The sequence below is a fragment of the Streptomyces cyaneofuscatus genome, from assembly GCF_000718135.1.
Classification (GTDB): Bacteria; Actinomycetota; Actinomycetes; order Streptomycetales; family Streptomycetaceae; genus Streptomyces; species Streptomyces cyaneofuscatus.
Window position 1 is genome coordinate 1 of sequence record NZ_JOEM01000024.1, and the last position, 18,997, is coordinate 18,997.

General features: G+C 71.8%; 16 protein-coding genes and 1 pseudogene. 15 read left to right on the forward strand and 2 right to left on the reverse strand.

Annotation, left to right across the window (positions count from 1 at the left end; translation table 11 throughout):
* From IF17_RS01000000136765 to IF17_RS0130800, 9 genes and pseudogenes are all read left to right on the forward strand, one after another.
* A pseudogene (locus tag IF17_RS01000000136765) lies at positions 1 to 271 on the forward strand (hypothetical protein); the annotation flags it as partial.
* 15 nt (positions 272 to 286) lie between these two features.
* A complete protein-coding gene (locus tag IF17_RS0130765; RefSeq protein WP_030573000.1) occupies positions 287 to 1,399 on the forward strand; it encodes a quinone-dependent dihydroorotate dehydrogenase in 1,113 nt (370 codons plus the stop codon).
* The gene (gene pyrF, locus IF17_RS0130770) at positions 1,396 to 2,235 is read left to right on the forward strand and encodes an orotidine-5'-phosphate decarboxylase (protein WP_030573003.1); all 840 of its coding nucleotides are present in this window, start codon (positions 1,396 to 1,398) and stop codon (positions 2,233 to 2,235) included. Before IF17_RS0130765 ends, pyrF begins: the two co-directional genes overlap by 4 nt.
* A gap of 244 nt (positions 2,236 to 2,479) precedes the next feature.
* Positions 2,480 to 2,803 carry an integration host factor gene (locus IF17_RS0130775; protein WP_014157387.1) on the forward strand — a complete coding sequence of 108 codons (324 nt, stop codon included), beginning with the start codon at positions 2,480 to 2,482 and terminating at the stop codon, positions 2,801 to 2,803.
* 50 nt (positions 2,804 to 2,853) lie between these two features.
* Positions 2,854 to 3,447 carry a guanylate kinase gene (gmk, locus tag IF17_RS0130780; RefSeq protein ID WP_030573008.1) on the forward strand — a complete coding sequence of 198 codons (594 nt, stop codon included), beginning with the start codon at positions 2,854 to 2,856 and terminating at the stop codon, positions 3,445 to 3,447.
* Between the two features lie 61 nt (positions 3,448 to 3,508).
* The gene (gene rpoZ / locus IF17_RS0130785) at positions 3,509 to 3,781 is read left to right on the forward strand and encodes a DNA-directed RNA polymerase subunit omega (RefSeq protein WP_015607348.1); all 273 of its coding nucleotides are present in this window, start codon (positions 3,509 to 3,511) and stop codon (positions 3,779 to 3,781) included.
* A gap of 144 nt (positions 3,782 to 3,925) precedes the next feature.
* Positions 3,926 to 5,134: a bifunctional phosphopantothenoylcysteine decarboxylase/phosphopantothenate--cysteine ligase CoaBC gene (coaBC, locus tag IF17_RS0130790; protein WP_030573010.1), complete on the forward strand. Its 1,209-nt coding sequence runs from the start codon at positions 3,926 to 3,928 to the stop codon at positions 5,132 to 5,134.
* Positions 5,135 to 5,369: 235 nt separating this feature from the next.
* A complete protein-coding gene (gene metK / locus IF17_RS0130795; RefSeq protein WP_030573012.1) occupies positions 5,370 to 6,578 on the forward strand; it encodes a methionine adenosyltransferase in 1,209 nt (402 codons plus the stop codon).
* A 122-nt stretch (positions 6,579 to 6,700) separates the two neighbouring features.
* On the forward strand, positions 6,701 to 8,866 hold the full coding sequence (locus IF17_RS0130800; protein WP_030573015.1) for a primosomal protein N': 2,166 nt from the start codon (positions 6,701 to 6,703) through the stop codon (positions 8,864 to 8,866).
* 71 nt (positions 8,867 to 8,937) lie between these two features.
* Here the strand turns inward: IF17_RS0130800 and IF17_RS0130805 are convergent, their stop codons facing one another.
* Positions 8,938 to 9,507, reverse strand: a complete 570-nt coding sequence (locus tag IF17_RS0130805; protein ID WP_030573017.1) for a hypothetical protein — start codon at positions 9,505 to 9,507, stop codon at positions 8,938 to 8,940.
* 312 nt (positions 9,508 to 9,819) lie between these two features.
* Between IF17_RS0130805 and fmt the strand changes: the two genes are divergently transcribed.
* The 4 genes from fmt (at position 9,820) to IF17_RS0130825 (ending at position 14,276) form a co-directional block, all read left to right on the forward strand.
* Positions 9,820 to 10,752, forward strand: coding sequence for a methionyl-tRNA formyltransferase (gene fmt / locus IF17_RS0130810; protein WP_030573020.1), 933 nt, complete (start codon positions 9,820 to 9,822; stop codon positions 10,750 to 10,752).
* A 130-nt stretch (positions 10,753 to 10,882) separates the two neighbouring features.
* Entirely contained in the window at positions 10,883 to 12,316 is a 1,434-nt protein-coding gene (locus tag IF17_RS0130815) for an RsmB/NOP family class I SAM-dependent RNA methyltransferase (protein ID WP_030573023.1), read from the forward strand.
* A 148-nt stretch (positions 12,317 to 12,464) separates the two neighbouring features.
* A complete protein-coding gene (gene rpe, locus IF17_RS0130820; protein WP_030573027.1) occupies positions 12,465 to 13,148 on the forward strand; it encodes a ribulose-phosphate 3-epimerase in 684 nt (227 codons plus the stop codon).
* A 132-nt stretch (positions 13,149 to 13,280) separates the two neighbouring features.
* Positions 13,281 to 14,276 (forward strand): sugar-binding transcriptional regulator, encoded by a 996-nt coding sequence (locus IF17_RS0130825; protein WP_030573030.1) that lies wholly within the window; start codon positions 13,281 to 13,283, stop codon positions 14,274 to 14,276.
* 95 nt (positions 14,277 to 14,371) lie between these two features.
* Here the strand turns inward: IF17_RS0130825 and IF17_RS0130830 are convergent, their stop codons facing one another.
* Positions 14,372 to 15,442 (reverse strand): terpene synthase family protein, encoded by a 1,071-nt coding sequence (locus IF17_RS0130830; RefSeq protein ID WP_030573033.1) that lies wholly within the window; start codon positions 15,440 to 15,442, stop codon positions 14,372 to 14,374.
* Between the two features lie 319 nt (positions 15,443 to 15,761).
* Between IF17_RS0130830 and IF17_RS0130835 the strand changes: the two genes are divergently transcribed.
* Entirely contained in the window at positions 15,762 to 17,228 is a 1,467-nt protein-coding gene (locus IF17_RS0130835) for a GuaB1 family IMP dehydrogenase-related protein (protein WP_030573035.1), read from the forward strand.
* Positions 17,229 to 17,392: 164 nt separating this feature from the next.
* A complete protein-coding gene (locus tag IF17_RS0130840) occupies positions 17,393 to 18,850 on the forward strand; it encodes an aldehyde dehydrogenase family protein (RefSeq protein WP_030573038.1) in 1,458 nt (485 codons plus the stop codon).
* Positions 18,851 to 18,997: the final 147 nt, after the last annotated feature.

Sequence of the window (18,997 nt, forward strand, 5' to 3'; positions counted from 1 at the left end):
GGTCGCGAACCGGGACAAGCGGTCGATGATCTTCCCGGCCCGTGAGCTCGTCGCCCACGGGTTCGAGCTGATGGCCACCTCCGGCACCGCCGAGGTCCTCAAGCGCAACGGGATCAACGCCACGATCGTCCGCAAGCAGTCCGAAGGCGAAGGCCCCAACGGGGAGAAGACCATCGTCCAGCTCATCCATGACGGGCAGGTCGATCTCATCGTCAACACCCCCTACGGCACCGGTGGCCGGCTCGACGGGTACGAGATCCGTACCGCCGCCTGAGGACACCACTCCATGTACAAGTTCTTCTTCCGGCTGGTCTTCAAGCGGATGGACCCCGAGCAGGCCCACTACACCGCCTTCCGCTGGATCCGCCTCGCCGCCCGCATCCCCGTCCTGCGCACCTTCGTCGCCGCCGCCCTCGCGCCCCGCTACAAGGAGCTGCGCACCGAGGCGCTCGGCCTCCGGATGCACGGCCCCTTCGGGCTCGCCGCCGGCTTCGACAAGAACGCCGTCGCGATCGACGGCATGGCGATGCTCGGCTTCGACCACATCGAGATCGGCACCGTCACCGGCGAACCGCAGCCCGGCAACCCCAAGCAGCGCCTCTTCCGCCTCGTAGCGGACCGTGCGCTGATCAACCGCATGGGCTTCAACAACGAGGGCTCATCCGCCGTCGCCGCCCGTCTCGCCTCCCGTAACCCGGTCTTCCGCACCACGGTCGGCGTCAACATCGGCAAGACCAAGGTCGTGCCGGAGGCCGAGGCCGCCGCCGACTACGTGAAGTCCACCGAGCGGCTGGCCGCCCACGCGGACTACCTGGTCGTCAACGTCTCCTCGCCCAACACCCCGGGTCTTCGCAACCTCCAGGCCACCGAGTCCCTGCGGCCCCTGCTGACCGCCGTCCGCGAGGCCGCCGACCGTACCGTCACCTCCCGCCGCGTGCCGCTGCTCGTCAAGATCGCGCCGGACCTCGCGGACGAGGACGTGGACGCGGTCGCCGACCTCGCCGTGGAGCTGGGGCTCGACGGGATCATCGCCACCAACACCACCATCGCCCGCGAAGGGCTCGGCCTGAAGTCCGACCCCGCCCTGGTGGCCGAGACCGGCGGGCTCTCCGGCGCACCCCTCAAGGAGCGCTCCCTGGAGGTCCTGAGCCGCCTGTACGCCCGTGTGGGGACCCGGATCACCCTGGTGGGTGTCGGGGGCGTCGAGAGCGCCGAGGACGCCTGGCAGCGCATCCTGGCCGGTGCCACCCTCGTACAGGGCTACAGCGCCTTCATCTACGAGGGTCCTTTCTACGCCCGGGCCATTCATAAGGGCCTCGCCGCCCGGCTCGCCGCATCCCCCTACGCCACCCTCGCCGAGGCCGTCGGCGCCGAGACCCGGAAGAAGGCCGCCCTGTGACCCTCGAACCCTTCGGCGCGCGGCTGCGCCACGCCATGGACACCCGGGGGCCGCTCTGCGTCGGCATCGACCCGCACGCCTCCCTGCTGACCTCCTGGGGGCTGAGCGACGACATCGCGGGTCTTGAGCGCTTCACCCGGACCGTCGTGGAGGCGCTGGCCGACCGGGTCGCCGTCCTCAAGCCGCAGTCGGCGTTCTTCGAACGGTTCGGCTCGCGCGGCATCGCCGTACTGGAGAAGGCCGTCGAGGAGGCCCGGGCCGCCGGGGCGCTGGTCCTGATGGACGCCAAGCGCGGCGACATCGGCTCCACGATGGGCGCCTACGCGGCGACCTACCTGGACAAGGACTCCCCGCTCTTCTCCGACGCGGTCACGGTCTCCCCGTACCTCGGGTTCGGCTCGCTGCGCCCGGCCCTGGACGCGGCCGCCCTCTCCGGCGCCGGCGTCTTCGTCCTGGCCCTCACCTCCAACCCGGAGGGCGCCGAGGTCCAGCGCGCCACCGCCGCCGACGGCCGCTCGCTGGCCCAGCTGATGCTGGACCACATGGCGGCGGAGAACGAGGGCGCGGCCCCGCTCGGCTCGGTCGGTGCGGTGGTCGGGGCGACGCTCGGCGACGCGGGGGTGAACCTGGCGATCAACGGACCGCTCCTCGCACCCGGCATCGGTGCCCAGGGGGCGACCCCGGCGGATCTTCCGGCGGTGTTCGGCGACGCGGTCGGCAATGTGGTGCCGAGCGTGAGCCGGGGCGTGCTGCGCCACGGTCCGGACGCGTCAGGGCTGCGCGAAGCGGCCGGACGGTTCGCGGACGAGGTCCGCAGTGCCGTCTCCGGCAGTTGACCCTGGCACGTTTACAGGCTGTTGACGAATTACTGACCGGAAACCCGGTGGTTATGCGGCAAATGTCCTGGTCGGCCAAGGCTGACCAGGACTTTTCGTCTGTTCTCGCTGACTACAGCGGCCCTGGCCGCTAGTCTCCGTCGAGAGCAGCCGGGCACAGTGTGTCCGTCGCTCACCTGGTGGAGGGCGTCCAGCTTCCCCACCGGTCCGTATCCGACAGATCGACATCCGAGGTGACGTAGGCGTGGCTCTTCCGCCCCTTACCCCTGAACAGCGCGCAGCCGCGCTCGAAAAGGCCGCCGCGGCTCGCCGGGAGCGGGCCGAGGTCAAGAATCGACTCAAGCACTCCGGCGCCTCCCTCCACGAGGTCATCAAGCAGGGCCAGGAGAACGACGTCATCGGGAAGATGAAGGTCTCCGCCCTGCTGGAGTCGCTGCCCGGCGTCGGCAAGGTCCGTGCCAAGCAGATCATGGAGCGTCTCGGCATCTCCGAAAGCCGCCGCGTCCGAGGTCTCGGCTCCAACCAGATCGCGTCCCTGGAGCGCGAGTTCGGCGGCAGCGCCGCCTGACGTTCCGCCCGAGGTTCTCAGGCACCCCTGAGAACCTGGATAATCGCTCCATGGCTGCAACATCCCGGGGGACGTCCCCCGTACCCCCGGACGAACGTCCGCGGCTGACCGTGCTCTCCGGCCCCTCAGGGGTCGGCAAGAGCACGGTCGTCGCTCATATGCGCACCGTGCACCCCGAGGTCTGGCTCTCCGTGTCGGCGACGACCCGTAAGCCCCGCCCCGGGGAGCGCAACGGTGTGCACTACTTCTTCGTCGACGACGAGGAGTTCGACAAGCTCGTCGCCAACGGTGAGCTGCTGGAGTGGGCCGAGTTCGCGGGCAACCGTTACGGCACGCCGCGCAGGGCCGTGCTCGACCGCCTGGAGGCGGGCGAGCCGGTCCTGCTGGAGATCGACCTCCAGGGAGCCCGGCTGGTCCGCCAGTCGATGGACGACGCGCGCCTGGTCTTCCTGGCCCCGCCGAGCTGGGAGGAGCTGGTGCGCCGGCTCACCGGCCGGGGCACCGAGGCGCCCGATGTGATCGAGCGCAGGCTCACCGCCGCGAAGGTCGAACTGGCCGCCGAGGCCGAGTTCGACACGACGCTCGTCAACACCTCCGTCGAGGACGTCGCCCGCGAGCTGCTAGCCTTGATGCTTCAGGCCTAGATCTCTGCGATCGCTCAGATCTCTCGGATCTTTGATCTACACCCCCTTCGGAAGGCAGAGAGTGTCCTCTTCCATCACCACGCCCGAGGGCATCATCAACCCGCCGATTGATGAGCTCCTCGAGGCCACCGACTCGAAGTACAGCCTGGTGATCTACGCCGCCAAGCGTGCGCGCCAGATCAACGCGTACTACTCGCAGCTCGGCGAAGGTCTCCTCGAGTACGTCGGTCCGCTCGTCGACACCCACGTGCACGAGAAGCCGCTCTCGATCGCGCTCCGCGAGATCAACGCGGGCCTGCTGACCTCGGAGCCCATCGAGGGCCCCGCGCAGTAGCAGGACAGCACCTCAGCACCCCCATCAGGCCCGGCGGCCCGTCCGCCGGGCCTGAGGTGTGTCCGGGACCGGGTGGGAACAGGCTGCGCGCGGTGAGGCAGCATGGGAGCTACGTTCTTACGTTGCCGAGTGCGGGGAGACGCAGTGGACAAGCCGAAGGTCGTCCTGGGGGTCAGCGGTGGCATCGCCGCCTACAAGGCGTGCGAGCTGCTGCGCCGGCTGACCGAGTCCGGGCACGATGTACGGGTCGTCCCGACCGCCTCGTCGCTGCACTTCGTCGGCGCCGCCACCTGGTCCGCGCTCTCCGGTCACCCGGTCTCCGACCAGGTCTGGGACGACGTCCACGAGGTGCCGCACGTACGGATCGGGCAGGGCGCGGACCTCGTCGTCGTCGCTCCGGCCACCGCCGACATGCTGGCCAAGGCCGCCCACGGGCTCGCCGACGACCTGCTCACCAACACCCTCCTGACCGCCCGCTGTCCGGTGGTCTTCGCCCCCGCCATGCACACCGAGATGTGGGAGCACCCGGCCACCCAGGAGAACGTCGCCACTCTGCGCCGCCGGGGAGCGGTCGTCATCGAGCCCGCCGTGGGGCGGCTCACCGGCGTCGACACCGGCAAGGGCCGGCTGCCCGACCCGGGTGAGATCTTCGAGGTCTGCCGCCGGGTGCTGGCGCGCGGAGTCGCCGAACCCGACCTCGCGGGCCGCCATGTGGTGATCAGCGCGGGCGGCACCCGCGAGCCCCTGGACCCGGTGCGCTACCTCGGCAACCGGTCCTCCGGCAAGCAGGGGTACGCGCTGGCGCGCACCGCTGTGGCCCGGGGCGCTCGCGTCACCCTGATCGAGGCCAACACAGGGCTGCCCGACCCGGCCGGCGCCGACGTCGTACGGATCGGTACGGCGGTCCAGCTCCGGGAGGCCGTCCTGAAGGCGGCCGCCGACGCGGACGTCGTGGTGATGGCGGCGGCCGTGGCCGACTTCCGGCCCGCCGAGTACGCCACCGGGAAGATCAAGAAGAAGGACGGCGAGGAGGCGCCCGTCGTCCCCCTCGTCCGCAACCCCGACATCCTCGCCGAGGTCGCCGCCGAGCGGGCCCGGCCGGGGCAGCTCGTGGTGGGTTTCGCCGCCGAGACCGACGACGTCCTCGCCAACGGCCGGGCCAAGCTCCGCCGCAAGGGGTGCGATCTGCTCGTGGTCAACGAGGTGGGGGAGCGCAAGACCTTCGGCTCCGAGGAGAACGAGGCGGTCGTCCTCTCCGCCGACGGAACGGAGACCCCCGTGCCGTACGGACCCAAGGAAGCACTCGCCGACACGGTCTGGGATCTGGTTTCGGGAAGGTTCCCACAGATGTGACAATCAACCCTCTGGCCGAGCCAGAGTGGTTCATAACGGGATGTAACCACCGTCCGGAACGGTGGATTATCCTTCAGGTGTCCGCCGTGTCACGGGCTGTCGCGCTCCAAAGGGCGAGACAGCTGCCCCGGCCGCCGGGCGTGACCGATAAACTGGTCGACGGTACGTACCGAGCGCAGCTCTCGGCCGTGCCACCCATGATCAGCCAGCAGCCGCTGCAACCCCAGGGAGCGATGTGTCCCGCCGTCTCTTCACCTCGGAATCTGTCACCGAGGGTCACCCCGACAAGATCGCTGACCAGATCAGCGACACGATTCTCGACGCGCTCCTGCGCGACGACCCCGCCTCGCGCGTCGCCGTCGAGACCTTGATCACCACCGGTCTGGTGCATGTCGCGGGCGAGGTCACGACCAAGGCCTACGCCGACATCCCCAACCTCGTGCGCAACAAGGTGCTGGAGATCGGCTACGACTCCTCCAAAAAGGGCTTCGACGGTGCCTCCTGTGGCGTCTCGGTCTCCATCGGCGCGCAGTCGCCGGACATCGCGCAGGGTGTCGACACCGCGTACGAGAAGCGGGTCGAGGGCGATGAGGACGAGCTCGACAAGCAGGGCGCGGGCGACCAGGGCCTGATGTTCGGGTACGCCTGCGACGAGACCCCGGAGCTCATGCCGCTCCCGATCCACATCGCGCACCGCCTCTCGCGGCGCCTGTCCGAGGTGCGGAAGAACGGGACCATCCCCTACCTCCGGCCCGACGGCAAGACCCAGGTCACCATCGAGTACGACGGTGACAAGGCGGTCCGCCTGGACACCGTGGTCGTCTCCTCGCAGCACGCCAGCGACATCGACCTGGACTCGCTGCTCGCGCCCGACATCCGCGAGTTCGTCGTCGAGCACGTGCTCGCGCAGCTCGTCGAGGACGGCATCAAGCTGGACACCGAGGGCTACCGCCTCCTGGTGAACCCGACCGGCCGCTTCGAGATCGGCGGCCCCATGGGCGACGCCGGCCTCACCGGCCGCAAGATCATCATCGACACCTACGGCGGCATGGCCCGCCACGGTGGCGGCGCCTTCTCGGGCAAGGACCCGTCCAAGGTCGACCGCTCGGCGGCGTACGCGATGCGCTGGGTCGCCAAGAACGTGGTGGCCGCCGGGCTCGCCACCCGCTGCGAGGTCCAGGTCGCCTACGCGATCGGCAAGGCTGAGCCGGTCGGTCTCTTCGTCGAGACCTTCGGCACCGCCGCCGTGGACACGGAGAAGATCGAGAACGCGATCGGTGAGGTCTTCGACCTCCGCCCGGCCGCGATCATCCGCGACCTCGACCTGCTCCGCCCGATCTACGCCCAGACCGCCGCGTACGGGCACTTCGGCCGCGAGCTCCCCGACTTCACCTGGGAGCGCACCGACCGCGTGGACGCGCTGCGCGCCGCCGCCGGTCTCTAGCAGAACAGTGCACGACAGCGGGGCCCGGACACCGAACGCGGTGGCCGGGCCCCGCCGCTCTGCCGCCTTGTGTGCTCTGTGCGGGGCCGACGCTGTCAGTGCCGTCTGGTAGGAATTTGGCTGTGAGCAGCGAGAACGAGCAGTCCGCCGATCCGGGAGCCGGGGCGGCCGAGCCCGGGCCCGGGGCGCCGGAGCAGCTTGCGCTGATCCGGGAGACCGTGCGCCAGGCCAAGGTGCCCCGCGCCAAGCCGCGCACCTGGCGCGGCGCCGCGCTTGCCAAGGAGCTGCCCGTGGCCCGGGTGCTGGTCAACAAGGGCGTCCTCCACCTCGACCAGTTCTTCGACTACGCGGTCCCCGAGGAGCTGGACGCCGACGCCCAGCCGGGCGTGCGTGTACGGGTGCGGTTCGGCGCCGGCCGCCACAACGTCCAGGGCGGGCGGCGCGAGGGCGGCGGCCTGATCGACGGGTTCATCGTCGAGCGCCGCGCCGAGTCCGACTACCAGGGCACGCTGGCCGCCCTCGCCTATGTGGTCTCCCCGGAGCCGGTCCTCGGGCCCGAGCTGCTCGCCCTCTCCCGCGCGGTGGCCGACCGGTACGCGGGCAGCCTCGCCGACGTCCTCCAGCTCGCCGTCCCGCCGCGCAACGGCCGCGCCGAGTCCAAGCCCTCCCCGGAGCCCCTGCCGCCGCCCCCGCCCCCGGAGCCGGGCACCTGGGAGCGGTACGGACAGGGTCCCGCCTTCCTCCGCGCCCTGGCCGAGGGCGGCGCGCCCCGAGCCGTCTGGACAGCCCTCCCCGGACCGCACTGGCCCGCCGAGATCGCCCGAGCCGTCGCGGCCACGCTCTCCTCCGGGCGCGGCGCGCTCGTCGTCGTCCCGGACGGGCGGGTCGCCGGACGGATCGACGCCGCCCTGACCGAGGTGCTCGGTGCGGGCCGGCACGCCCTGCTCACCGCCGACTCCGGCCCCGAGAAGCGCTACCGCCAGTGGCTCGCGGTGCGCCGGGGCTCGGTGCGGGCGGTCGTCGGGACCCGCGCCGCCATGTTCGCCCCCGTCCGGGACCTCGGCCTGGTCGCCGTCTGGGACGACGGGGACTCCAGCCACAGCGACACCAACGCGCCCTTCCCGCACGTCCGCGAGGTCCTGGAGCTGCGGGCCGCCCAGGGCCGGTGCGGATTCCTGCTCGGCTCCACGAGCTGCACGGTGGAGGCCGCCCAGCTCGTGGAGAGCGGCTGGGCGCTGCCCCTGATCGCGGACCGGGAGCAGCTGCGGCGGGCCGCGCCCCTGATCCGTACGGTCGGGGACGGCGAGCTGGCCCGGGACGGCGCCGCCCGCTCCGCCCGGCTGCCCAGCCTCGCCTGGCAGACCGTGCGCGACGGCCTGCGCAGCGGCCCGGTCCTGGTCCAGGTGCCCCGGAGGGGTTACGCCCCCCGCCTCGCCTGCGAGCGCTGCCGCACCCCCGCCCGCTGCCGCCACTGCGCTGGCCCCTTGGAGGCCCCGGACCAGCAGGACCTGAACTGCGCCTGGTGCGGGCAGGCCGCGCGGGCCTGGCAGTGCGCGGAGTGCGGCTCGAACCGGCTGCGCGCCCAGATCGTCGGCGCCCGCCGCACCGCCGAGGAGCTGGGCCGGGCCTTTCCCGCCGTGCCCGTCCGTACGTCGGGGCGCGACCACATCCTCGACGCGGTGCCGGCCGCCCCCGCGCTGGTCGTCTCCACGCCCGGCGCCGAGCCCGTCGCCGAGGGCGGCTACGCGGCGGCGCTGCTCCTGGACGGCTGGGCCATGCTCGGCCGGCCCGATCTGCGGGCGGGGGAGGAGGCGCTGCGCCGGTGGACGGCGGCGGGGGCACTCGTACGCGGACAGGACGAGGGCGGCACGGTGGTGATCGTCGCCGAGCCGACGCTGCGCCCGGTGCAGGCGCTGGTCCGCTGGGATCCGGCCGGCTTCGCCCGCCGTGAGCTGGCGGACCGGGCCGAGCTGCGCTTCCCGCCGGTCTCCCGGATGGCGTCGGTGACCGGCCCCGCCGAGGCCCTGACGTCCTTCCTGGCGGCTGCCGATCTGCCGCCGGAGGCCGAGCTGCTGGGGCCGGTGCCGGTCCCGTCGGCCGAGCCGGGGCGCCCGCGCAGGCCCTCGGACGCGCCGCCCGGCGAGAGCTGGGAGCGCATGCTGATCCGGGTGGTGCCCGGGCGCGGGGCGGCGCTCGCGGGTGCGCTGAAGACGGCACAGGCGGCGCGTACGGCCAAGGGCGGGGGAGACCAGGTGCGGATCAGGATCGATCCGCCCGACATCGGGTGAGTGCGCTGCGGGAGCGAGGGGCGGCGGGCCGGGGAGACCGCCGCTCCGGTCACGTACGTACGACCCTGCGGTCAGCCGTTGCGCGGGCCGGGGAACGCCCCGGGGCGCAGCTCCTCACGGACCGGCTGCTGGCCCGCCGACGGCTGCGGCGGCATCGAGCGGGCCGCGGGCACGGAGGGCACCGGGGAGCCGACGCCGCCGGAAGGCGACCCCGGCAGGCCGGGTCCCACGGAGACCGGGCGGGGCGCCGCTGCGGTCTCGGTGCTCGTCTCGGTGGCTGCTGACTGCGCGGTGGCCCGGCGCGTTCCGTAACGGCGGTGCACCGCCTGCTTGGTGACGCCCAGGGCGGAGCCCACCGCGTCCCAGGAGAAGCCGAGCGAGCGGTCGAAGTCCACCGCCGCGGTGACCAGGGTCTCGACGCTGTCCCGCAGCTCCTGGGCGAGGCGGACGGTGGGGGCCGGGGCCCTGCCGTAGACGACGAAGCCCGCGGAGGGGCCGGAGCGGCGCGGGCGGTAGACGTTGCCCAGTTGGGCGGTGAGTGTGCGCAGCGCGTCCACCTGCCGCCGGACCCGCTCGATGTCCCGCACCAGGAGATGCAGGCTGGCCCGCGCTTGGGCGTCGTGGGTTGCGTGGTCGGCCATGAAGAAGCCTCTCGAACCGGCGTTGAAAGGGATCGGGCCGCATCGGGGCGGCCCGCTTCGGTCAATCTCCTTTGACCAACGCCGGAGCCGGGTATGTGGTCACGCTATCGGGGCGTATGTGCATATGCACGGGGCGTGCGCGGCGCACGTGCGCCCCCTGGTCGCCGCCCCTGCGCAAAGGAAACGCCGCTCCCGCGCAGAGGGGTAACCGTTCCCGCGCAAGGGAGCGGCCGGGCCGTGATCGGCCGGGCACCCTAGACTGGTGTGCTGCTCGTCACCGTACGTCTTGGCCCGAGAGGCAGTCAGCCACCCATGAAGCTCGTCTTCGCCGGTACCCCCGAGGTCGCCGTCCCCGCCCTGGACGCCCTGATCGCCTCCGACCGCCATGAGGTGGCCGCCGTCGTGACCCGTCCCGACGCCCCCGCCGGGCGCGGCCGCCGGCTGGTGGCCAGTCCGGTGGCCGAGCGGGCGGCGGAGGCCGGGATCGAGGTCCTCAAGCCGGCGAAGCCCCGGGACGAGGAGTTCCTCGCCCGGCTGCGCGAGATCGCCCCGGACTGCTGCCCGGTCGTCGCCTACGGGGCCCTGCTGCCCAAGGTGGCCCTGGACGTGCCCGCCCGCGGCTGGGTCAACCTCCACTTCTCGCTGCTGCCCGCCTGGCGGGGCGCCGCCCCCGTACAGCACTCGGTGATGGCCGGGGACGAGGTGACCGGTGCCTCGACCTTCCTGATCGAGGAGGGGCTCGACTCCGGCCCGGTGTACGGGGTCCTCACCGAGGAGATCCGCCCCACCGACACCAGCGGCGACCTGCTCACCCGGCTCGCCTTCGCCGGTGCCGGGCTGCTCGCGGCCACCATGGACGGCATCGAGGACGGCACCCTGCACGCCGTGCCGCAGCCCCACGACGGCGTCACCCTGGCCCCGAAGATCACCGTCGAGGACGCCCAGATCATCTGGTCGGCCCCCGCCCTCCGCGTCGACCGCGTGGTGCGCGGCTGTACCCCCGCGCCCGGCGCCTGGACCCTGTTCCGGGGCGAGCGGCTCAAGCTCATCCAGGCGACGCCCGTCCTGGACCGCACCGACCTGGCGCCCGGCGAGCTCTCGGCGGCGAAGAACAACGTGTACGTGGGCACCGGATCGCACGCCGTCGAGCTGCTCTGGGTCCAGCCGCAGGGCAAGAAGCCGATGAAGGCCGCCGACTGGGCGCGCGGCGTCCGCATCGTCCACGGCGAGCTGCTGGGGTCGTAGAACCTCCCGAACGAGAGGGCCGCGGAGCCTTCCGTACGAGAGGGCGTAGAACCTTCCGTACGGGAGCCCGGGGACGGCGACGTACGCTGGGAGAGTTCGACTTCCTCACCCTCTGCGGAGCACCTTTCACGTGAACGACCAGCCGCGTCGCCGTCCCGCCAAGCCCCACCGCCGCCCCCAGAAGGACCCCGTCCGGTTCCTCGCCTTCGAGGCGCTGCGGGCCGTCGACGAGCGGGACGCGTACGCCAACCTCGTGCTGCCCCCGCTGCTGAAGAAGGCCCGCGCCAAGGGTGACTTCGACGCCCGGGACGCGGCGCTGGCGACCGAGCTGGTCTACGGGACGCTGCGCCGCCAGGGCACGTACGACGCGATCGTGGCGGCCTGCATCGACCGGCCGCTCCGCGAGGTCGACCCGCCGGTCCTGGACGTCCTGAACATGGGCGTCCACCAGCTGCTCGGCACCCGCATCCCCACCCACGCGGCCGTCTCCGCCAGTGTGGAGCTGGCCCGGGTGGTGCTGGGCGAGGGGCGGGCGAAGTTCGTCAACGCGGTGCTGCGCAAGGTGACCGCGCACGACCTGGACGGCTGGGTGGAGAAGGTCGCGCCCTCGTACGAGGAGGACGCCGAGGACCACCTCTCCATCGTCCACTCGCACCCGCGCTGGATCGTCTCGGCGCTCTGGGACGCGCTGGGCGGCGGCCGCGCCGGGATCGAGGACCTGCTGGAGGCCGACAACGAGCGGCCCGAGGTGACCCTGGTGGCCCGCCCCGGCCGCTCCACCACCGACGAGCTGGAGAAGGCGCTCGGCGACGAGAACTCGCTGCCGGGCCGCTGGTCCCCGTACGCCGTCCGGATGGCCGAGGGCGGCGAGCCCGGCGCGCTCACGGCCGTCCAGGAGGGCCGGGCGGGCGTCCAGGACGAGGGTAGCCAGCTGGTCGCCGCCGCGCTCGCCGCCGCCCCCGTGGAGGGCCGGGACACCCGCTGGCTGGACGGCTGCGCCGGCCCCGGCGGGAAGGCCGCCCTGCTGGCCGCCCTCGCCGCCGACCGGGGCGCGACCCTGCTCGCCGCCGAGAAGCAGCCGCACCGGGCCCGGCTGGTCGAGCGGGCGCTCTCCGGCAACCCGGGTCCGTACCAGGTGGTCACCGCCGACGGCACCCGCCCGCCGTGGCTCCCCGGCACCTTCGACCGCATCCTGATGGACGTGCCGTGCTCCGGTCTGGGCGCGCTGCGCCGCCGCCCGGAAGCCCGCTGGCGCCGTCGCGCCGAGGACCTGGAGAGCTTCGCGCCGCTCCAACGCGGGCTGCTGCGCGAGGCGTTGAAGGCCGTACGCGTCGGAGGCCTCGTCGGCTACGCGACCTGCTCGCCGCATCTCGCGGAGACCCGGGTGGTCGTCGAGGACGTCCTGAAGGGGCGCGGCGGCGAGCCGGTGGAGGCCGAGTGGGTCGACGCCAGGCCGCTGATGCCGGGGGTGCCCGCGCTGGGGGACGGGCCCGACGTCCAGCTCTGGCCGCATCTGCACGGGACGGACGCCATGTATCTCGCTCTGCTGCGCAGGACCGGCTGAATATCGCCCCGTCACAGGGCCCTCCCGGAAGGTAAAGTAAAAGCAAAGCGCAGGCAAAATGCGCAGAATGTGCAAACTGTGATGGCCGGGTGAGCCTTCGGCGACCGCCGAGGCGGGGAACCGGCGCGGAACGTGGCAGGCTTGGGGCATGGCGCAGATCAACCCCAGCATCCTGTCCGCCGATTTCGCGCGTCTCGCCGAGGAGGCGAAGGCCGTCGAAGGCGCGGACTGGCTCCATGTCGACGTGATGGACAACCACTTCGTGCCCAACCTGACCCTCGGCGTGCCGATCGTCGAGGCGCTCGGGAAGGCCACGGACACCCCGCTGGACTGCCACCTCATGATCGAGGACCCGGACCGCTGGGCCCCGAGTTACGTGGAGGCGGGCGCCGGCTCGGTCACCTTCCACGTGGAGGCCGCGGCGGCCCCGGTGCGCCTGGCGCGCGAGATCCGGGCGAAGGGGGCGCGGGCGTCGATGGCGCTCAAGCCCGCGACGCCCATCGAGCCGTACGAGGACCTGCTCCCCGAGCTCGACATGCTGCTGATCATGACGGTCGAGCCGGGCTTCGGCGGCCAGGCCTTCCTGGACATCATGCTGCCGAAGATCCGCCGCACCCGGGAGCTGATCGGCAAGCACGGCCTGGAGCTGTGGCTCCAGGTCGACGGCGGTGTCTCCTCCACCACGATCGAGCGCTGCGCCGAGGCAGGCGCCGATGTCTTCGTCGCGGGTTCGGCGGTCTACGGGGCCGAGGATCCGGCGGCCGCGGTGCGGGGTCTGCGGGCCCAGGCGGAGGCGGTCACGGCCGCCGCGCCCTGGGCATGCGGCCACTGAACAAAGGGCAGATGAACGCGGCCCGACGGGGCCGATCAAGGATCGCCGGATCTGACAGGATGAAGGCGTATCGGGCGTGTGAACAGCAGTGAGGAGATCGCGGTGTCTGGCATCTCGGCGGGTCGGTCAGCCATGCGGATGGGACCCGCGGAGCTGGTGCAGGCGGCGGCCATGGCCCGCCGGTTCTACCTGGAGGGCAAGTCCAAGATCCAGATCGCCGAGGAGTTCGGCGTCAGCCGCTTCAAGGTGGCCCGGGTCCTGGAGACGGCCCTGGAGCGTGATCTCGTACGGATCGAGATCCGGGTACCGGCCGAGCTGGACGCCGAACGCTCCGACGCGCTCCGGGCCCGCTACGGGCTGCGCCACGCGGTCGTCGTCGAGTCCCCGGCCGAGGAGCAGGACGACGCCCCCGACCCGGAGAACCTCGGCGAGGTCGCGGCCGACCTCCTCGGCGAGCTGGTGGCCGAGGGCGATGTGCTCGGCCTGGCCTGGGGCCGCTCCACCATCCACATGGCGGCGGCGCTGGACCGGCTCCCGCCTTGCACGGTCGTCCAGCTGACCGGGGTCTACGACGCGGGCACCGCCGAGCGCGGCTCCGTCGAGGCGGTCCGCCGGGCCGCCCAGGTCTCCGGCGGCGAGGCCCACCCGATCTACGCCCCGATGCTGCTGCCCGACCCGGCGACGGCCGCAGCCCTGCGCGAGCAGACCGGCATCGCCCGCGCCTTCGAGTACTTCGACAAGGTGACGGTCGCCGCGGTCTCCATCGGCTCCTGGGAGCCGGGCATCTCCACCGTCCACGACATGCTCTCCGACGAGGAGCGCGCCCACTACGCCTCCCTCGGCGTCGCCGCCGAGATGTCCGCCCACCTCTTCGACTCCGACGGCCGAAGAGTCGGCCGCGACCTGGGCGAGCGTTGCATCACCGTGGAGGCGGACCGGCTGCGCCGGATCCCCGAGGTGGTGGCGATCGCGGGCGGCCTGCGCAAGGCGGCCGCGATCGGAGCCGTACTGCGCTCGGGCCTGGTCACCAGCCTGGTGACGGACACCGCCGCGGCCGACTACCTGCTCACCGAGTCGCCGGCCGGGGTCCGCCCGGCGTTGGAGCGGGCCGACCCGGACGGTGAGTGACCGGGAGCGGAAACGTACGTACGGAGGCCGGACACCCCTGACACGGGGTGCCCGGCCTCCTCACGTAACGCCTCGGCTCCGGCTCACGTAACGCCTCAGCCCTGCCGCGGCGCCTCCGCCGCGCACGGCGCCGCGGCCTCCGCGTGGTCGGGCGCTATGCCCAGCACGGTCTCCTCCAGATACTCCTGGGGCTCCTCGTACTGGCCCACGTCGGCCGGGTTGTAGCGCGGGGTCTGGCGCGACCAGTCCAGGTTCCCGCGCATCCAGCTGCGCATTCCTTCGAGGTAGGGCACCAGCAGGCCGGTCAGCTCCGGGTACATCTCCAGCAGCTCGTCCTCGGCGGTCAGGAACCGCTCCGTCTCCAGCGCCAGCCGCTCCGCGACATGGTCCAGCGCCTGCTGCTCGCCGAGGCCCCGGTGGTGGCGGACCAGGTGGACGAGGTTGTGGATCTCGCCGAGCACCTGCTCCTTCTCGAAGGAGTAGACGTCGTTGGCCCAGCACACGTGGTTGCAGGAGGCTTCCAGGGCGGTGATGAACCGGGGGTCGTTGTGGAGCGACTCCGGAGCCTCGATGCCGGTGACGATCTCTATGAGGTCCATGCAGACGTGGATCGCCCCGGTGTGCCGCCGCTTGGCGATGTACGTCTCCTCGGACGGCACCACGTCGTTGGCGCGGTTGCCCGCCTCCCAGGTGGTGGCCGTCGTGAGGTAGGTGATCAGATGCCAGGCGAACCGGGTCCGCCAGTGGGGTGCCGCGTTCGGCGTCGTACGTTCCCACAGGTCCATCAGGGCGATCACGGCGGCCGGCAGCTCCTCGCCCCCCAGGGGGCCCGGAGCGGCACCCTCCACGACGGCGCGCATCCGCTCGACCACGGCGCGCACCAGCTCGGGCGAGCGGCCGAGGTGGCCGTCGTCCAGCTGGTCGTCGACGAGGAAGAGCCAGACGAACCAGTCGGCCACCAGATCGAGGTGTTCCGGTCCGGCCGTCGGGTAGACCATGCCGACGAACGCGCCGAAATCGGCTTGTTCGAAGCGGTTCATCGCGGACTCGCGGTGCACCAGGCCCGTCTGTCTGATCCAGGTGGCCAGGTGACCGCGTGTGTGCCCGACGTGCGGGTTCGTCCGCTGGGGGAACGGGCAGTAGATGTCCGGCAGTTCGCTGTCCACAGGCGGATCTGGATCCTCTCCGGTCAAACGGTGTGCCGGGGCTGCCGATGTGCCGGAGCGGCACCTCGGACACCCCCGAGACCTGCGGCTTTGAAGCTACCTGACCCCTTGTCACCGGGTCCAGGGATGGTGATCACGAATGAATCGGATCCCGTTCGGGTAGAGTCCGTGGGTAAGGCAGGTTCCACTTGCCCGGGACCCCCCGACCGCCTCCCCGGAGGCCTCCAAGCGCCCTTTGGAGGAACAGACGAACGCGGGGGTCTATTGCTGTGTCTTCGTGGAAACGACCTGCACCGTTTCGTATGAAAAAATGAGTGTTATGCGCTTTCTTGAGCCGGGCACCGGTCGCTACACAGACTCCTCCGTGGTTCCGTACGACCTCACGTACGACGACGTCTTCATGGTTCCGGGCCGCTCCGCCGTCGGATCCCGCCAGGCGGTGGACCTCTCCTCGCCCGACGGCACGGGGACGACCATCCCGCTCGTGGTCGCCAACATGACCGCCATCGCGGGCCGCCGGATGGCCGAAACCATCGCCCGCCGCGGCGGTCTCGTCGTCATCCCCCAGGACATCCCGATCGAGGTCGTCACCGACGTCATCACCTGGGTCAAGACGCGCCACCTCGTCCTGGACACCCCGATCGAGCTGGCCCCCGGCCAGACCGTCGCCGACGCGCTCTCCCTGCTGCCCAAGCGGGCGCACGGCGCGGGCGTCGTCGTGGACGAGGACCGCCGCCCCGTCGGCGTCGTCACCGACCACGACCTGACCGGCGTCGACCGTTTCACCCAGCTCTCCGAGGTCATGTCCAAGGACCTGGTGGTCCTGGACGCGGACATCGACCCGCGCGACGCCTTCAACAAGCTCGACGGCGCCAACCGCAAGCTCGCCCCCGCCGTGGACAAGGACGGCCGGCTCGTCGGCATCCTCACCCGGAAGGCGGCCCTGCGCGCCACCCTCTACACCCCCGCCACCGACGACCGGGGCCGGCTGCGCATCGCGGCCGCCGTCGGCATCAACGGCGATGTGGCGGGCAAGGCCAAGCAGCTCCTGGACGCTGGCGTCGACACGCTCGTCGTGGACACCGCCCACGGCCACCAGGAGTCCATGATCGCCGCGGTGAAGGCCGTACGGGCGCTGGACCCGCAGGTCCCGATCGTCGCGGGGAACATCGTCGCCGCCGAGGGCGTGCGCGACCTGATCGAGGCGGGCGCCGACATCATCAAGGTCGGCGTCGGCCCCGGCGCCATGTGCACCACCCGGATGATGACCGGCGTCGGCCGGCCGCAGTTCTCCGCCGTCCTGGAGTGCGCCGCCGAGGCGAAGAAGCACGGCAAGCACGTCTGGGCGGACGGCGGCGTCCGCCACCCGCGCGATGTGGCCATGGCGCTCGCCGCCGGCGCGTCCAACGTGATGATCGGCTCCTGGTTCGCGGGGACGTACGAGTCGCCCGGCGACCTCCAGCAGTCCGCCGACGGCCGGTACTACAAGGAGTCCTTCGGGATGGCCTCCGCGCGCGCGGTCAAGAATCGAACCTCGGACGAGTCCGCCTACGACCGGGCCCGCAAGGCGCTCTTCGAGGAGGGCATCTCCACCTCGCGGATGTTCCTCGACCCGACCCGCCCGGGCGTCGAGGACCTGATCGACTCGATCATCGCGGGCGTCCGCTCCTCCTGCACCTACGCGGGAGCGGCCTCCCTGGAGGAGTTCGCCGAGAAGGCGGTCGTCGGCGTCCAGAGCGCCGCCGGATACGCCGAGGGCAAGCCGCTGCACGCCAGCTGGAGTTGATCCCGCAGAACCAGTGACACGCCCGCCCCTTCCGGTGATTCCCGCCGGGAGGGGCGGTGTCGTACCCGGCCTTCCGAAGCGGTCGGTATCCCACTTCAACTCTGTTGAAACATAAGTAATATGAAGCGCAATCAGCTGCCTGCCTCTCTGCGGTAAGGGATCTCATGTCCTTTTTCACTGACCTGGCCCATCAGTACATCGACGGTGAGTGGAGGCCGGGGAAGGGGTCCTGGGACATCATCGACTTCAACCCTTTCAACGGCGAGAAGCTCGCCTCGATCCCCGTGGCCACCGCCGAAGAGGTCGACCAGGCCTACCGCGCCGCCCAGCATGCCCAGCAGGCGTGGGCCGACACCAACCCGTACGCCCGGCGCACGGTCCTGGAGAAGGCGCTGAAGATCGTCGAGGAGCGCGAGCCGGAGATCGCCGAGGCCATCGTCGCCGAGCTCGGCGGCACCCACCTGAAGGCCGGCTTCGAGCTGCACCTGGCCAAGGAGTTCCTGCGCGAGGCCATCCAGCTCGCCCTGCGCCCGGCCGGCCAGATCCTCCCCTCGCCGACCGAGGGCAAGGAGAACCGCGTCTACCGGGTGCCCGTGGGGGTCGTCGGGGTCATCAGCCCCTTCAACTTCCCCTTCCTGCTCTCCCTCAAGTCCGTCGCCCCCGCTCTCGCCCTCGGCAACGCGGTCGTCCTCAAGCCGCACCAGAACACCCCGATCTGCGGCGGCACCCTGCTGGCCAAGGTCTTCGAGGACGCGGGCCTGCCCGCCGGGCTCCTCAACGTCGTCGTCACCGACATCGCCGAGATCGGCGACACCCTGCTGGAGCACCCCGTACCGCAGGTCATCTCCTTCACCGGCTCCGACAAGGTCGGCCGGCACGTCGCGACCGTCTGCGCCGCCAACCTCAAGCGCGTCGTCCTCGAACTCGGCGGCAACAGCGCCCTGATCGTGCTGGACGACGCCGATGTGGACTACGCGGTCGACGCCGCGGTCTTCAGCCGCTACGTCCACCAGGGCCAGGTCTGCATGGCCGCCAACCGGATCCTGATCGACCGGGCGATCGAGGCGGAATTCACCGAGAAGTTCGTCGCCAAGGTCGCATCGCTCACCGTCGGTGACCCGGCCGACCCGGCCACCCAGATCGGCCCGCTGATCAACTCCTCGCAGGCCGAGTCCATCTCCCGGCTCGTCGACGAGACCGTCGAGTCCGGTGCCACCGCCCTGCTCCACGGCCGCGCCGACGGCAACCTGGTCAGCCCCTCCGTACTGACCGGCCTCCCCGCCGACTCGCCCGTCCTCCAGCAGGAGATCTTCGGCCCGGTCGCCCTGCTCGTCCCCTTCGACGGCGAGGACGAGGCCGTCCGTATCGCCAACGACACCCCGTACGGGCTCAGCGGCGCCGTCCACACCGGCAACATCGAGCGCGGCGTGCGGGTCGGGCAGCGCATCCACACCGGCATGATCCACATCAACGACGGCACCGTCCACGACGAGCCGATCGTCCCCTTCGGCGGCGAGAAGAGCTCGGGCCTCGGCCGGCTGAACGGCGAGTCGATGGTGGAGGCCTTCACCACCCAGAAGTGGATCTCCGTCCAGCACGGCCGCTCGCAGTTCCCGTTCTGACGGCCTGCCCCGCCAGCTCTTCCGACTGCCTGCCCCGCCAGCCGTTCCGACAGCCTGCGCCACCGGCCGTTCCGACGGCCTGCCCCGCCGCACCGGGCGCGCCCCGGGCGGCGGCCCGTGGTCTACTGCGGGAGGCGGCACACCCGC